Origin of the sequence: Nonomuraea diastatica, from assembly GCF_004349015.1 — a bacterium.
In the GTDB taxonomy this organism is placed as follows: domain Bacteria; phylum Actinomycetota; class Actinomycetes; order Streptosporangiales; family Streptosporangiaceae; genus Nonomuraea; species Nonomuraea diastatica.
The window spans coordinates 23,383-38,370 of the sequence record NZ_SMKP01000017.1 but is presented as its reverse complement, the minus strand read 5'-3'; the positions used below and the strand labels follow the sequence as shown (position 1 = coordinate 38,370).

The following is a 14,988-nucleotide window of genomic DNA, read 5'->3' as shown; positions in this document are numbered from 1 at the left end:
GAGAGCACTGCAACGGACGGCAGGATGGGACGAACATTGGTCGAGAGGGCCGAAGAAACTCCCCGAGTGTCACGCCCGGGCGCCATGACACCGGACCTCACCATCGGCGTGGTCGGACCCCACGACCTTGTCGAGCGAGTCATGCTGATGGGTCACGCCGCGGCACCGCTGCCATGTCGCCTGGTGGCGGCCGCCTATCGCGACGAGCAAGAGGCGCCCGACAAGGTGACAAGGCTCGGACCCGGTGTCGACGCATGCTTGTTCGCCAGCCCGGTCCCCTACGACCTGGCCAGGCGATCCGGTGTGCTGACGATGCCCGCGACCTACGTGCAACTCGGCGGAGCAGCACTGGTGGCGGCGTTGGCCAAGGCCGCGCTCGACACCCGGATGGACCCCAAACGGGTCAGCATCGACGTGGTCAGCCGGGCCGACGTCGAGGAGGCGTACACCGACCTCGGCATCCCCGCCACGGACGTGCACAGCCGCGACGAGCCGGGAGCCACCGGCACGATCGCGGCCTACCACGAACGCCTGGCCAGGCAGAGCGCGACCACGGGAGCGCTGACGTGCCTGCCCTCTGTGGCCGAACGCCTGCACACGGCGGGCGTACCGGTCATCAGGATCAGGCCGACCTCCGCCGCGGTCCGCACGGCGCTGCACACCGCGGCGCTGCTCGGGGCGCATCACCGGCTGGAGGAGTCGCAACTGACCGTGGTGCTGGTGGAGGTGCCGACGCTGCGCGAGCCCGTGCGCCGCGCCGCGCCCCGCTACTGGCGCGACGAGCTGCGGCTGTCGCTGCACCGGCTGCTGGTCCAGGAGGCGAACCGCATCAACGCCACCGTCTGGCCCATCGACGATCACAGCTACCTGGTCACGGCGACCAGAGGCTCGATCGCGGCGGCCACCGACGGGTTCAGGGTGTTGCCGTTCGCGGCCAGGATCAGGGACGAGCTGGGGCTGGCGGTCGAGGTCGGCGTGGGCATGGGACGAACGACCCACGACGCGGAGTCGCACGCGCGGGCGGCGCTGGCCCGCACGCAGGCGGGCAAACAGGCGCAGGGGTTCGCGGTCGACCGCGAGGGGCGGGCGCTCATCCCGGCCCCGCGGATGCCGCCGACCGGAGCCACCGCACTCAAACCCAAAGGGGTCGAGGTGCTGGCCCGGCTGGCGGCCAAGCTGGAAGGCGGCGACACGGTCGTGGACGCCGAAGGGGCCGGCAAGATGCTGGGGGTGACACCCCGTACGGCTCGGCGGTTGCTGCGCACGTTGGTTGACGAGGGACTCGCGTGGCCGCTACCGCCCAACCGCACTCCCCAGCCCGGCCGGCCCCGGCAGCTGTACCGGCTGATCGTGGAGAAGCTCGGACCGCGTTGACCCACCGGGCCGACCCACCGGGCCGACCCACCGGGCTGACCCACCGGGCTGACCCACCGGGCTGATTCACCGGGGTTGATCCACCGGATACAGGGCCCGCCGCCGCACCTTCCCCCCTTCGACGGCGGCGGGCCCCTTCCGTTTGTTGCCCGGCAGCGGGGCCGCCCGTGGCCGCACGCCTGCCCGGTCAGGCCATGACTTGGCGAACCAGCGGTTGACACTTGGGGAAATACGGTTGGTCCTCGTGAGAGGGGGTATGAATTGCGACGCCCCCGATCGACGGGATTCGGACGGGGGCACCAATCTTTCGATGGTCCCTCGTCCGGCATGCGCAGGTGAGAGCCCCCTGCCACCGCAGAGATCGGGCCAGCTCAGATGACCGATTCACGCGCGGTTTCTGTCGGCCTCCTCCGCTACCGTCATGACTCATGAACCATCACGCTCCTGACCAACGATCCCCGCTCATCGTCTGGGGCGCCCTCGCCATCGTCTACGTGGTGTGGGGATCGACCTACCTCGGCATCGGCATCGTGGTCGAGTCGATCCCGCCGCTGCTCGGCGCCTCCATGCGGTTCCTCGCCGCGGCCGTGCTCCTCGGCGGGTTCCTGCTCCTCACGTCCGGCAGGCGGGCGTTCAGGATGACCAGGCGGCAGCTCATCAGCGCCTCGCTGGTGGGTGTCCTGCTGCTCACCCTGGGCAACGGCATGCTGTCCGTGGCGGAGCAGTACATCTCCACCGGGCTGGCGGCGCTGCTCGTGGCGTCGGTTCCGCTGTGGCTCGTCGCCTTCAGGTTCGTGGTGCGTGACCGGCCCAGGGTGGCCACGATGGCAGGCGTGCTGGTGGGCCTCGCCGGGGTGGCGGCGCTCTCGCTCACCGGCAACGAAGGCGCGGCCGCCACGGGAATCGCGGTGGTGCTGATCGCCTCGTTGTTGTGGGCCGTGGGCACGTTCCTGTCGGGCCGCGTCACGATGCCGGCCAACTCGTTCGCGACGAGCACGATCGAGATGCTCGCGGGCGGCCTCGGCCTGGCGGTGCTCGGCACCGCGACGGGTGAGCGGCTCGACCCGTCGACGATCACCGGCAGGTCCTGGATCGCGCTCGTCTACCTCATCCTCGTGGGGTCGCTGATCGGGTTCACGGCGTTCTCGTGGTTGCTCGGCAACGCCCCCATCTCGCTCGTGTCCACGTACGCCTACGTCAACCCCGCCGTGGCGGTGGTCCTGGGCGCGCTGGTGCTGAGCGAGCCGATCACCCCGCGGATCCTCGTGGGCGGCGTGATCATCCTGGTCGGCGTCGCGCTGGTCATCTCGACCGAACGCACCTCAAAGGTCCCGCAGGGCGCCGGCGAACGCGTCGACCGTGGTGGCGACGTCCGCCGCGGTGTGCGCCGTGGACATGAACCACAGGCCGCGCGGAACCATGTTGACTCCCCTGTCGAGTAGCGCGGCGTGCAGCCTGGCCATCTTGGCCCGGTCGGTGGCGGCGAAGTCCCGGTAGTCCCGCACGGCGGCCGCGTCGGTGAAGTACGTCTGGAACACCGGGCCGGGGCCGTCCACGAGCATCGGCACGCCCGCGTCGGCCGCGGCCGACCGCAGGCCCTCCATCAGCGCCGTGCCGCGCTCGAACAACGTGCCGTAGATCTCCTCGCGCCGCTCGTCGAGGATGCGCAGCGTCGCCTCGGCGGCGGCGATGCCGACCGGCTGGGAGTTGAACGTCCCCGCGTGGGCCACCTTGCCCGTCGAGATGTGGTCCATGACGGCCGCCCGGCCGGTCAGCGCCGACACCTGCATGCCCGCGGCCATGGCCTTGCCGAACACCGACAGGTCGGGAGTGACCCCGAGGTGTTCCTGGGCGCCTCCCGGCGCGAGCCGGAAGCCGGTGATGATCTCGTCGAAGATCAGCAGGGTGCCGTGCTCGTCGCACAACCGCCGCACGCCTTCCAGGTAGCCGGGGTCCGGGCTGATCGCCCCGGTGTTGCACAGGATCGGCTCGGCGATGACGGCGGCGATCTGCCCCAAGTGCCGTTCCATCAGGCCGGCCAGGGTCTCCAGGTCGTTCCAGGGGCAGATGATCAGGTCGTCCGCGTGCCCCGGCTGTTGTCCCGCCGTACCCGGAACCGCCACGGGGGCGCCGGGCGGCCCGGCCGCGTCCACCGCGGGGTGCACGCTGTAGAGAACGGGGTCGAGCCAGCCGTGGTAGTGGCCCTCGAACTTGAGGATCTTGGACCGGCCGGTGTAGCCGCGGGCCAGCCTGAGGGCGCCGTGGACGGCCTCCGACCCGACGGTGTTGAACCTGACCCGTTCGGCTGAGGGCACCATGGCGCAGATCCGCTCGGCCACGCGCACCTCTGCGGCGTGCTGGGCCGAGTAGACCATGCCGCGGGCCGCCTGGGCCGCGATGGCCTCGACGACCGCCGGCGGGCAGTGGCCGAGCAGCGCGGGCCCCTGGCCGAGCACGTAGTCGACGTAGGAGTTGCCGTCCACGTCCCACAGGCGCGCGCCCTGGGCACGGTCCACGTAGAGGGGGACACCGGCCACCCGGCGAGCGTCGCTGGAGACGCCACCGGCCAGGTAGTGCCGGCCGGCGGCATGGAGGTCACGGCTGACGTGCAAGGTCCTGCTCATGGGACCATCAAAGGCCGCGGCGCCGCCCGCCGACAAGGAGGAGAGCAACAAGGGGGGCGGCATCGCAAGGACGGGCCCTTGTGACGCCGGCGACGCACCTGGTGAGCTTCCCGGGGAAACCTGCTGAATGGGCTGCCGCCACGGCCTGACCAGGGAAGACATCGGTGCGGCAGTCCGATGAGCAGGTTTCCTGTGAGTGGAAGCGACCTCCAGGAAGGAATAGCCGTGTTTCTCGGGCGTATCCGGCGGTCTCCCGCCGAGCAAGTCGAACTGGTGGCCTGGCGCGAGGGTGGCGAACTCCTCAGCCTGGCCGGGCTGCGCGCAGGTGACGATCCGGTGGCCCTGCTCAGTCGTCACGGGCTCAATCGTCACGGGCTCGATCGGCTCACCGACGAGGTGAACCGGCTCTGGGCCGGCGCTCCGGCGTTGCTCGACGAGTCGTCGGTGGTGTTCGAGCCGCCGGTGGCGACCTGCACCAAGATCTGCTGCCTGGCGCTGAACTACGCCGCCCACGCCGAGGAGAGCGGGCTGGAGGTGCCGCCCGAGCCGGTGCTGTTCTTCAAGCCGCCGTCCGCGCTGACGGGCCACAACCGCCCGGTGACCGCTCCCGCCCGCACGAAGCACCTGGAGCACGAGGTCGAGCTGGCGGTCGTGATCGGCTCGACGGTCCGCGACCTGCCCGCCGAGCGCTGGCGGGAGGCCGTTGCCGGATACACCGTGATCAACGACATGACGGCCCGCGACCTCCAACTGGCCAACATCGCCCGCAACGCTCCGTGGGACCAGTCCAAGGGGTTCGACACGTTCGCCCCCGCCGGGCCGTACCTCGCCACCGTGGACGAGGTGCCCGACCCGCAGACCCTGGAGCTGACGCTGGAGGTCGACGGGGAGGTGCGGCAGCGGGCGAACACCAAGCAGATGGTGTTCGGGATCCCCGAGCTGATCGCCGACCTGTCGGACGGGATGACGCTGCTTCCCGGCGACCTCATCGCCACCGGTACCATCGCCGGGATCGCCCCGCTCAAGGACGGAGACGTCATGCGGGCCACGGTGCGGGGCGTGGGCACCCTGATCAACCGTGTCGACTTTCGGTCCGCCTAAACCATAGATATCGGCGCACCTTACTCGTACCCTTGAAGGCATGGACTTCACGGTCGGCGCCCTCATCGACCTCGACGACTACGTCGCCTCGACGCGGGCCCACGGCCGGGAGTGGGCCCGCCGGCAACTCGACCGGGCCGATCGCGCGGTCCGCGCGGTGGCGGCACGACGACCGGCGTCCTGCGAGCCGCTGCCTCCCGACGAGTGGCTGGTCAGGCTGAGCGGCGACGACCCCGACACGCTGATGGGCGAGGCGACCGCGCTGGCCGAGCAGATCCGCGCCCGCATCGTCAGCGCCACCGACCTCACCGCGACCGTCAGCCTCGGCACCCCCCAGCAGGGCCCAGGCAGCACGACGGCGACCGAACGGGACGCCCGGCGCACCAACTCCTACAAGCTGCTGCTGGGCGGCGACAGGGTCATCACGGCGCCGCGGGAGGAGCACTCCGACGCGGCGCCGCCGGTGCGCATCGAGGCGGAGCTGGCCCGCCGGATCCAGGCCGGCGACAGGGGCGGCGCGGCCGGGCTGCTGGCGGGCTGGGTGGACAGGTGCGTCCAGGAGCGCGGCCTGTCCCCGACAACGCTGCACAACTGGCTGATGGGCGAGCTGCTCTTCGTGGTGGACGTGGTCAACCGGGGCCGGCTCGCGGGCGGCTCCACCGACTGGGTCGATGCCTTCGCGCGCCTGCCGATCGAAGAGCTCACGACGGTCACCCAGATCCACGAGCGCTCCTACCTGCGCATCTGGATCGAGGAGACGTTGTGGAGGCTGGTGCCGCCCGCCGCGCGGGACATCCTCTCGACGGCCGAGAGCTACATGGCGGCGCACTACACCGATCCGCGCCTGCGGCTGACCACGGTGGCGGAGGCCGTCTCCGCCAGCCCGTTCTACATCGCGCACCTGTTCGCCGACGTGCGGAAGACGACGTTCCTGCGGCACCTGACCGGGCTGCGGCTGCGCCACGCCCGCATCCTGCTCACCGCCACCACCGCGCCGATCGACACGGTCGCCGCGCGCTCGGGCTATCTGAGCGCGAAGGTGTTCCGCGGCGTGTTCAAACGGCACGTCGGCTGCTCTCCCAGCGAATATCGCCGCAATCACCGGCCCCTGCCCCTGTGAGGCCCTCACCCGGGCGCGCTAGTCGGCGCGCGACACCAGCCGGTACGGTTGCCGCGGCCGCCCCGCCTGCGACGACCTGACCGGCGGGAGAGCCCAGGCCAGCCCTTCCTCGACGAGGCTCTGCAACACGCGGCGGGCGCTGCGCGGCGCGACGCCCAGCACCTCGGCCACGCTCTCCGCGTCGACCACCATCGCCTCGGGGTCGTCGCCCAGCCGTTCGAGGAGCCGGTCGAGCGTCTTGGCCGCCTTGGAGTCGGCCATGGGCTCGTCCACCTGCTCCCGCCTGCGCCGCTGCCGCAGGGGCAGCGAGGTCGCGGTGCCGTCACCGCCGACCAGGAAGGCGGAGGTGGCGTCGGCCGCGCGCGCCCGCTCCACGGCGATGAGGGCGTGGGCGTCGGCGTCGCGGGCGGTGTTGCCGAGGCCGATGCCCACCTCGACGACCATCCCCAGGTCGGCGCGCACCCGGTCGGCGAACGGCGCCACCCGGAACCCGTCGGTGGCCTGCGAGAGGGCCCCCACGGTGGCCGTGATCACGTAGCTGTTCTCCTCGCGCGGGGCCACGGTCGCGCCCATCAGCCGGGCCTCGGCGAGCAGCGACCTGTGCAACGACAACTTCAGCTCCTGCTGCCAGTAGTTGCCGGGCCCGGACTGGGCCGGGCGGGCCGAGGCCGCGAGCTCGACCAGCACGATGGCGATCTGCGACTCCTCCAGGCGGCTGCCCGTGCCCAGCAGCGTCGCGGTGTTGATGGCCAGCCGCAGCGTGTGCGGGGTGGGCTTCATCCGCAGCACCGGCACCTTGGCCGCCTCCAGCTTGCGGGCCACGGTCCTGACCGTGGTCAGCGCCGCCGTGGTGGCGCCCTCGCGGTAGAGCCGCTCGTGGAAGCCGACGAAGTCGCGCACCGAGTCGGGCTGGCGGTATTCGGAGACGTGCACGCCGTCCATGGGCACGCCGATCTCCTGATAGGCCTCGGCCACGTCGGCGCGGGCGATCGAGTCGATGCTCACCCTGGCGGGGTCGATCCGCATGGACAGCGTGCCGCGCAGCAGGCTGGAGTAGAGGCCGGCCCCGCTCACCGGCACGAACGTGGCGGGCACCGGCAGTTCGCCCGCCTCGATGGCCAGGTCGTGCTGGAGAGGCCCGGTGAACAGGACCGCGTCGATGGTGCCCGCTATCTTGGCGAGCTTCTCGCGCGTCTCGTGCTCTCCCGTGTGCGGGGCTCCCACCAGCCGGAACGTCGCCGCCGAGGGCAGGCTCGCGCCGATGTGCACGATCTGCTCGACCAGATCGTGCGGTCCCACCACACCAATCGCGATCTTGGATCGTAGCCCGTCCACCTCTATGCCCCTGTTCTTTCGAGCAGAGCGGTGATCGTGCCCCCGAGCACCGCTGCCCTGTCGTCGTCGCTGAGATTTGAGAACAGTATCCGCCCCAGCGACATACGCAGATCGATGAAGGGAAAGTCCGACCCGTACACGACCCGGTGCGCGCCGAGCCTGCGGACCATCTCGGCGATGTCCGCGCCCGTGTTGAAGGACCCGCACACCTCCAGGACGACCCGCTCGTGCCGCTCGGCCACCTCGATCGACTGGTCGATGCCCAGCGGCGTGACCCCCGAGTGCCCCGCCAGGATCGTGGCCAGCGGGTGCCTCCCGGCCACCTCGTCGACCAGGGGCAGGTCGTTGTACGGCGAGCCGGAGTAGGTGTGGGTGAGCACCGGCCGCCCGGTGAGCTCCGCGTACTCCCAGACCGGCGCGTAACGCGAGCCGGTCAGCGGATATTCGTGCAGGTCGGGATGGAGCTTGACCCCGCCGAAGCGCGGGTCGCCGCCCCACCGGTCGAGCTCGGCGACCGGGTCCTGCCACGGGTTGACGGTCAGGTAGCCGGTGAACCTGTCGGGCGCCCGGTCCACGATCTCCGCGGTTGCCGCATTGCCCCTGGCGGCGTCGAGCTGGATCGCCAGATGGCTGGAGAGCACCGCGTGCGCGACGCCGCACCGGTCCATCACCCCGATCATCCCGGCCGGGTCGTGGTCGGGGATGAAGAACACGCTGTACGGCCCGGCATGGGCGTGCGCGTCGACGATCCTCGTCGCCTGCTGCGGGCGACGCGCCCACAGAGCCGTCGTCAGCTCGTTCATGCCGCTCTGATCTCCCTCCGCAGCAGCCGGTGCACGTTCCCCGCGCCGATTGCCGCGACCTCGGCCTGCCCGAGCTCCGACCAGAGCAGCCGGGTGACCGCCTCGGCGGGGTCGCGGTAGGGCGCTCCGGTGCCGAAGACGAACCTGTCCGCGCCGAACCGGGAGACCAGCCATTCGAGCCCGCGGTGGGAGGACAGGTCGGCCAGCCCGATGCTCACGTTGCCGGTCCTGTCCAGAACGCCGGCGATCTGCCGCAATCTCCGGTAGCCCACGCCGCCCACGACGATCCGCAGGCACGGGTGCGCCCGCGCGAGCGCCTCCACCTCCTGCCAGGTGGTCTGGCCGGCGTCCACGAGCAGCGGCAGCCGTACGGACTCCACGGCGCCGAGAACGGCGGCCGCGTCGGCGCCCGCGAGGTCCCAGCCGTGTTCGCGCGGGAAGGCGCGCACGGCGACCACGCCCGCCTCGACGGCGGCGCCGGCGAACCCGGCGCCCGTCTCACCGCACGTGTCGGGCAACATCACCCAGCACGGGCTGAGCCTGGGCTGCCCGGCGAGCAGGCCGATCAGCTCGCGGTTGCCTCGCGCCGGGTCGTGCAGCCACGACGTCATGCTGCCGACCACGGCCTCGGCGATGCCCACACGGTCCATCGCGGAGAGCAGTTCGGCCACGGTCCCCCCGCCCACGTCACGACGCGGATGGCGGCCGAGCATGGCGTCCGCGTCGATCAGGACCGGCCGGTCCTCGCTCATCGGCCGCCCCAGTGCTCGGCGAGCCCGTCTCGCGCCCAGCCGTGCGCGGTGAACGTGTCGGTCACGCCGCCCACGCGGATCACGGGCGGGCTCGACGGGCTCACCTGGACGTCGGGCGGTCGGTCCCTGAACGGGAAGACGGCGACCGCGAACCGGCCGTCGCGGCGGCGCAACCCCAGCGAGTGGATCTCGCCGTGAGGGGCGGTGGCGGTCTCCGGGTCGGGGATCCTGGCCTGCCCGCTGCCGAAGGTGACCTCGTCCGGCGGCTCCACGGGCACCACGAGAAGCCCGGGGCCCTGGCTGCTCGCGTAGCCGCCGCCGTGCTCGGTCCACGGCGACGTTCCGTGCAGCAGCCAGATCGCCTCCGCGTCGATCGCGTCGGTGACCAGCCAGTACGACGGCTCGCTCCGGACGAAGACGATCCGGCGGTCGTGCCTGGCCCGGTAGCCGTGGTGGTGACCGGTGAAGACGTCCACGTGCTCGCCCGCGTGGAACAGGTCGCGGGCCGCCCCGCGGTCCTCGGTGTACTCCTCGCCGGGCACGAGCAGGGTGTTGTGACCCCTGGTCGCCTGGAACCAGTCGTAGTAGCCGGGGTCGTCGTACGACGGCGGGCCGCCCGCCTCCCAGGCCAGCGGCACCCCCCAGCCGGACACCACGAAGTCGAGCGCCGCGTGGTGGCTGTGCGGCTCCAGCTCGTGCCCGATGTACGGGCCGTGGTTGATCACGGTGTGCAGGGTGCCGGAGCGGAAGATCGTGTATGCGCTGTCCTCCAGGGCGTGCGAGCCCTCGACGGGCACGATCGCCTCACCCAGCAACCTCTCCCCGGTCCGCACCATCTCGGCGGGCCAGACCACGCCGCTGTCCTGCAGGTGCGGGACCCAGCCGCCCGAGGTCGTCAGCGAGACCAGCCAGTCGTGCATGGCGCGGAAACGCGGGTGTGCCACCAGGTCGGGGTCGACGGACGCGGCCCGCTGCACGCCCCCCAGGCACATGCCGTGATAGCCGGGAGAACGCTCGTGGTGGCCGCCGTCCTCGCGCACGTCCCGTTCCAGGTGCTCCAGGATGCGCGCCCTGGCCACCTCGGCCCACTGCCCCGACTCGGGGAGGTCGGCGAACACGCGGGCGACGTGCAGCAGCTCGCAGGCGGTGGCGAACTGCCAGTTGCCGTGCCGGAACGCGTCGTGCTCCTCGGCGGCCCACCGGGCGCCGCCCAGCACGGTCTTCATCATCTGCAGCCAGCACGCGTCGCTGAGCGCGGGCTCGGTGGCGAGGACCGCCAGCGCCCGGGTGACGTGCATCGACCGGGAGGCCACCCCGAGGGAGTACCAGACCACGTCGAGCCCGGGCCAGTCGCCTTCGACCTGGTCGCGGCTCGCGTACCACTGCCGGAAGAAGCGGTCCCACTCGCGGGCGTAGCGGGGGTCACCGGTCTGCGCGTAGGCCGAGACCAGTGGCATCATCCATCTCAGGTAGTGGAACCCGTACAGTCTGGACCGGCCGTGGCCCTTGTCGAGGAAGTCCACCTCTGTCCCGATCAGCCGGTCCGCCTCCGCCACGTCCTCGGGGAGGGGATCCGGCCACACCGGGTCGGGCCGCCGCCACGGCCGGGCCTGTGCGACCGTCGTCACGCCCAGCTCGGCGAGCAGGTCCTCGTCGGTGATGTGCCGCATCCGCACCGGGTCCACGTGCGGCGGCTTCTCCACGTACGTGACGTCCGGCCCCATCAGAGCTTCACCGGCTGCCCCGTCCGGGCCGACTCGTGCGCGGCCGCCAGGACCGCGGTCACGTGCCGGGAGCTCTCCACGGTGATCAGCGGCTCGGTCCCGGCGAGCGCGCAGTCCACGAAGTGGTGGATGGCGTCGCGGTAGGCCCCCGCCGGCACCCCGTGCACGACCCGCTGCAACATGTTCCTGGGGTAGGCGTAGCCGTCCTCGGTGGCCACCTGGATGTTCTCCTTCTGCCGGTCGAGCTGGATGACGCCCGTCTCGCCGGCCACGGTGACGTAGCTGTCGACCATGGTGGGGAAGGTGTTGGGGTAGATCCAGGCCGACTCGAAGGTGGCGACCGCGCCCCGGCCGAACCTGGCCTGGATCTGCATGGCGTCGGGGGTGTCGATGCCCCGGCCGCGCAGCTTGCCGTATCTGGCCGTGGCGAACACCTCGACGACCGCGTCGTCGTACAGCCAGGTCATCAGGTCGATGTCGTGGCTGGACAGGAACCAGGCGCAGGTGGTCTGGTCGGCCCAGCCGATCATGTCGGTGGGCACGTAGATCGTGTCGTCCTTGCGCGCGTAGCCCACGACCGGCTCGCCGATCACCCGCATCTGGTCCTTGGCCTGCGCGTACGCCGGCACCCAGCGGTGGTTGAACAGGCACATGGCCACCACGCCGGCCGACCGGATCGCGGCGACGGCGCGGTCGGCGTCGGCCACGGTGGTGGTGAACGGCTTCTCGACCAGGATGTGCACGCCGGCGCGGGCGGCGGCCACCATGACGTCGGCGTGCAGGTGGTCGGGGGTGGTGATGGAGATCGCGTCCACGGTGCCGGAGTCGAGCAGTTCCTGGTAGCCGGGGTGGACGGTCGCTCCTGGAGCGTGCTCGAGCGGCCGGCGGGCGACCGCGGTGATCTCGGTTTTGGGGTGGGCGGCGAAGACCTCGGCGTGGCCGCGGCCCATCAGGCCGGCGCCGACGATCCCGATGCGAAGTTCAGGCAAGTGCGTCATTCCATCGTTTCTCTGCGGCGTCGAGTGCTTCCCCGGCGCTCTGGGATCCCTGGAGGAAGGCTCTGACCTCTTCCATGAGGTATTCGGCGAGCTCGGCGTCCTTGGTGGTGCCGAGCGGGATGTACTGCAGCTGGGGCAGCCCCTTGACGATCACCTGGCGGGCGACGGCCATCGGGTCGTCGCCCGCGGCCTGGGTGAAGAAGGCGTCCTTGGTCGAGGAGACCGTGGACGGGTAGATCGGCACGATCTTGCAGAAGGCCAGCTGGTTGACGCCGTTGGTGAAGAACTTGATGAACTCGGCGGCGGCCTTCTTGTGCGTGGAGGCCTTCGGGATGGAGAAGGCCTGCTGCGCGAGCAGCAGGTAGCCGCCGGTGTTCATCTTCACCGGCTCGGTGATGACGAGGTCCTTGTAGACGTCGGGGGCGTTCTTCTGGACGTTGAGCAGTTCGGCGGCGTTGGCCATCGGCTTGAAGGCCACCTGGCCGTTCTCCAGCGACTGCGGCAGGTTGCGGATGTCCTTGGAGACGGCCCCGGGCGCGATGCCGTGCCTGTCGTAGCTCTTCTTGAACATCTCCAGGACGGCGAGCGCCTCCGGCGTGTTGAACGCCGCCTTCTTCTTGTCGTCCGTCAGCAGGGTGACGCCGTGATAGCGCAGCGCGGTGTGGTCGGGGATGGCGTTGGTGCCGTTGACCTCGGTCTCCTCGTAGACCTTGTCGGCCAGCGCGAGCGCCTCGGCGAAGGAGGTGGGCGGCGCCTTCTCGTCGAAGCCGGCCTTGCTGACGACCGACTTGCGGTACATCGCCACGGGGGCGCCGCCGTTGTACCAGGGCACGGCGTAGAGCTTGCCGTTCATCCGCATCGGCTCGACCAGGTTGGGCTGGAAGTCGGCCAGCTCTTTCTGGCCGAAATAGGCGTCGAGCGGCTCCAGCGACGGGACGAACCTGCCCAGCTCGACCGAGTTGACGTTGACCGCGTCGGGCACGTCGCCGCTGGCGACGGCGGCGAGCAGCTTGGTCGCGCTCTCCTGGCCGGGGACGTCCACCCACTTGATGCTGACCTTGGGGTGTTCCTTCTCGTACTGGGCGATCAGGCCGGTGATGTAGTCGCTGTAGTTCTTCTTCAGGTTGATCGTCCAGAACTCGACCTCGCCCTCGAAGGGCGGGTCGTCCGCGGGCGCCGCGGCGGTCTGGGGCGACGTGCCGGCAACGCAGCCGGCGGTGAAGAGGGACAGCGCCAGCGCGCCGATCGTTAAGGCACATCGAGTCATCTCCGCGAGCCTCCTGCAAGATATGGCCGTCCTTTATCGCCACTTTCGGCACCATGTCAGCCTCGCGACAGAACGTCAAGAGGCAGGTATTGACCGTGTCGATCAACCGAATGTACGCTTCCCCAAATTCTGGCCAGCCTTTATCAAATCTTAGGACGGCAAAAAGGAGGTGATGCGATGGCCGCCGGCCGGATCCCGGGGCAGCGGTGGTACACGCCCTACCTGTTCGTGATCCCGGCACTCGTCCTGTTCGGCGTGTTCTTCGCCTGGCCGGCGATCACCGCGATCCAGTTGTCGTTCCTCGAGTACGACGTGGTGTCGCAGCCGGTCTTCGTAGGGGTGGAGAACTTCACCAGGATCGCCGGAGACGGCCGATTCTGGACCGCACTGCTCAACTCGCTGCTCTTCCTGGTGGGCATGTTCCCGCTGCTGGTGGTCGTGCCCCTGCTGCTGGCCGTGCTGGTCAATCAGAAACTCCCCGGCATCAGAACGTTCCGGATGCTCTACTACCTGCCGGTCGTCACCTCGATGGTCGCCGTCGGCGTCGCCTGGGAGTATGTCTTCCACCAGCAGGGCGTGCTCAACTGGATCCTCACCGGAGCCGGGCTCCTCGACCAGCCCATCCAGTATCTCCTCGACCCCGTCTGGGCGCTGCCCGCGCTCGTCCTGGTCGAGGGCTGGAAGAGCATGGGCTTCTACATGATGATCTATCTGGCAGGACTGCAGACCATCCCCACCAACCTGTACGAAGCCGCGAAGGTCGACGGCGCCACCGCCTGGCACCGGCTGCGCCACATCACGGTGCCGCTGATGGTGCCGTACATCGCGGTCGCGGTGACGGTGGAGATGCTCGACGCCATGCAGGCCTTCACCTCCATCTACGTGATGACCAAGGGCGGCCCGCAGGACGCAACCCTCACCCTCGGCTACTACATCTGGTCGGCGGCGTTCGAGCACTACGAGATGGGCTACGCCAGCGCGATGGGGCTGGTGCTCTGGGTGCTGATGATCGCCATGGCCGTCCTCAACTACCGGCTCACCCGCGGACGGACGGTCATTCCATGAGCCTGCGGCGCGCGGGGATGTACATCCTGCTGACGGCGATCGCCCTGGTCTTCGTCGGCCCGTTCCTGATCCTGCTCAGCGCGGGGCTGAAGCCCGCCGGCCAGGCGGTCTTCTCCTTCCCGCCCGACATCGTCCCCCGGCCGCCCGTGCTCGACTGGGCGGTCGAGGCCTGGACCGCCATCCCCTTCCCCACCTACCTGCTCAACTCGGTGATCTATGTCGGCGTGACGGTGCCGCTCTACATCGTCGTCTCCGCGTTGTGCGCCTACCCGCTCGCCCTGATGACCTTCAGGGGCAAGAACCTCATCTTCTTCGCCATCCTGTCCACGATGTTCCTGCCGAGCGAGGTCATGCTCATCCCCAGGTTCCTCGTGGTCTCCGAACTCGGGATGGCCGACACGTTCGCCGGGGTGATCCTTCCCGGGGTGCTCTCCGCCTTCGGGATCTTCCTGCTCCGGCAGACGTTCGCGGGCGTGCCCCGCGAGGTCGTGGACGCCGCCCGCACCGACGGCTGCCACGAGCTGCGCATCTTCTGGCACGTCATGCTCCCCGCCGCCCGCCCCACCCTCGCGATCCTCGGCATCTTCGGCTTCATCTCGGTCTGGAACAGCTTCATCTGGCCGCTCGTGGTGCTGAAGGACTCGGCGAAATACCCGGTCGCGCTGGGGATCGCCTATCTCGCCGGAATCACCGGCACGGATGTTCGCAGCCTGGCGGCCGGAACGATCATCTCGATCATCCCGGTCGTCATCGTTTTCATGATCATGCAACGGCACGTACTCGAAGGCATGCGCGGCGCGGTCAAGGGCTGACGCCGCCGGAGGT

Annotated in this window: 13 protein-coding genes; 6 read left to right on the top strand and 7 right to left on the bottom strand. The window is 70.2% G+C overall.

Going from position 1 to position 14,988, the window contains the following annotated elements:
• Window positions 1-84: 84 nt before the first annotated feature.
• Entirely contained in the window at window positions 85-1,374 is a 1,290-nt protein-coding gene (locus tag E1294_RS08485) for a GTP cyclohydrolase IIa (RefSeq protein WP_132506506.1), read from the top strand.
• Window positions 1,375-1,802: 428 nt separating this feature from the next.
• Window positions 1,803-2,816, top strand: coding sequence for an EamA family transporter (locus E1294_RS08480; protein ID WP_165977170.1), 1,014 nt, complete (start codon window positions 1,803-1,805; stop codon window positions 2,814-2,816).
• Here E1294_RS08480 and E1294_RS08475 read toward each other — a convergent pair.
• Window positions 2,697-3,998, bottom strand: coding sequence for an aspartate aminotransferase family protein (locus E1294_RS08475; protein ID WP_132506504.1), 1,302 nt, complete (start codon window positions 3,996-3,998; stop codon window positions 2,697-2,699). The two genes, E1294_RS08480 and E1294_RS08475, sit on opposite strands and share 120 nt — an antisense overlap.
• A 225-nt stretch (window positions 3,999-4,223) precedes the next feature.
• Between E1294_RS08475 and E1294_RS08470 the strand changes: the two genes are divergently transcribed.
• Complete coding sequence (locus E1294_RS08470) at window positions 4,224-5,099, top strand: fumarylacetoacetate hydrolase family protein (protein ID WP_246082882.1); 876 nt, start codon at window positions 4,224-4,226, stop codon at window positions 5,097-5,099.
• Window positions 5,100-5,139: 40 nt separating this feature from the next.
• Window positions 5,140-6,219, top strand: a complete 1,080-nt coding sequence (locus E1294_RS08465; RefSeq protein WP_132506502.1) for a helix-turn-helix transcriptional regulator — start codon at window positions 5,140-5,142, stop codon at window positions 6,217-6,219.
• Window positions 6,220-6,237: 18 nt separating this feature from the next.
• On the opposite strand, the gene E1294_RS08460 is transcribed toward E1294_RS08465, so the two are convergent.
• From E1294_RS08460 to E1294_RS08435, 6 genes are read right to left on the bottom strand one after another with little or no spacing between them, the layout of a single operon-like run.
• On the bottom strand, window positions 6,238-7,518 hold the full coding sequence (locus tag E1294_RS08460; protein WP_132506500.1) for a Fic family protein: 1,281 nt from the start codon (window positions 7,516-7,518) through the stop codon (window positions 6,238-6,240).
• Between the two features lie 38 nt (window positions 7,519-7,556).
• Window positions 7,557-8,357: an amidohydrolase family protein gene (locus E1294_RS08455; protein WP_132506498.1), complete on the bottom strand. Its 801-nt coding sequence runs from the start codon at window positions 8,355-8,357 to the stop codon at window positions 7,557-7,559.
• Entirely contained in the window at window positions 8,354-9,109 is a 756-nt protein-coding gene (locus E1294_RS52520) for an amidohydrolase family protein (protein ID WP_165977169.1), read from the bottom strand. The genes E1294_RS08455 and E1294_RS52520 overlap by 4 nt, the downstream gene beginning before the upstream one ends.
• Window positions 9,106-10,833 carry a heparinase II/III family protein gene (locus E1294_RS08445; RefSeq protein WP_132506496.1) on the bottom strand — a complete coding sequence of 576 codons (1,728 nt, stop codon included), beginning with the start codon at window positions 10,831-10,833 and terminating at the stop codon, window positions 9,106-9,108. The genes E1294_RS52520 and E1294_RS08445 overlap by 4 nt, the downstream gene beginning before the upstream one ends.
• On the bottom strand, window positions 10,833-11,831 hold the full coding sequence (locus E1294_RS08440) for a Gfo/Idh/MocA family protein (protein ID WP_132506494.1): 999 nt from the start codon (window positions 11,829-11,831) through the stop codon (window positions 10,833-10,835). The genes E1294_RS08445 and E1294_RS08440 overlap by 1 nt, the downstream gene beginning before the upstream one ends.
• A complete protein-coding gene (locus tag E1294_RS08435; RefSeq protein ID WP_132506492.1) occupies window positions 11,815-13,098 on the bottom strand; it encodes an ABC transporter substrate-binding protein in 1,284 nt (427 codons plus the stop codon). Before E1294_RS08435 ends, E1294_RS08440 begins: the two co-directional genes overlap by 17 nt.
• Window positions 13,099-13,275: 177 nt before the next feature.
• On the opposite strand from E1294_RS08435, the gene E1294_RS08430 reads away from it, so the two are divergent.
• Complete coding sequence (locus tag E1294_RS08430; protein WP_132506490.1) at window positions 13,276-14,163, top strand: carbohydrate ABC transporter permease; 888 nt, start codon at window positions 13,276-13,278, stop codon at window positions 14,161-14,163.
• Window positions 14,160-14,975, top strand: coding sequence for a carbohydrate ABC transporter permease (locus E1294_RS08425; protein WP_132506488.1), 816 nt, complete (start codon window positions 14,160-14,162; stop codon window positions 14,973-14,975). Before E1294_RS08430 ends, E1294_RS08425 begins: the two co-directional genes overlap by 4 nt.
• Window positions 14,976-14,988: the final 13 nt, after the last annotated feature.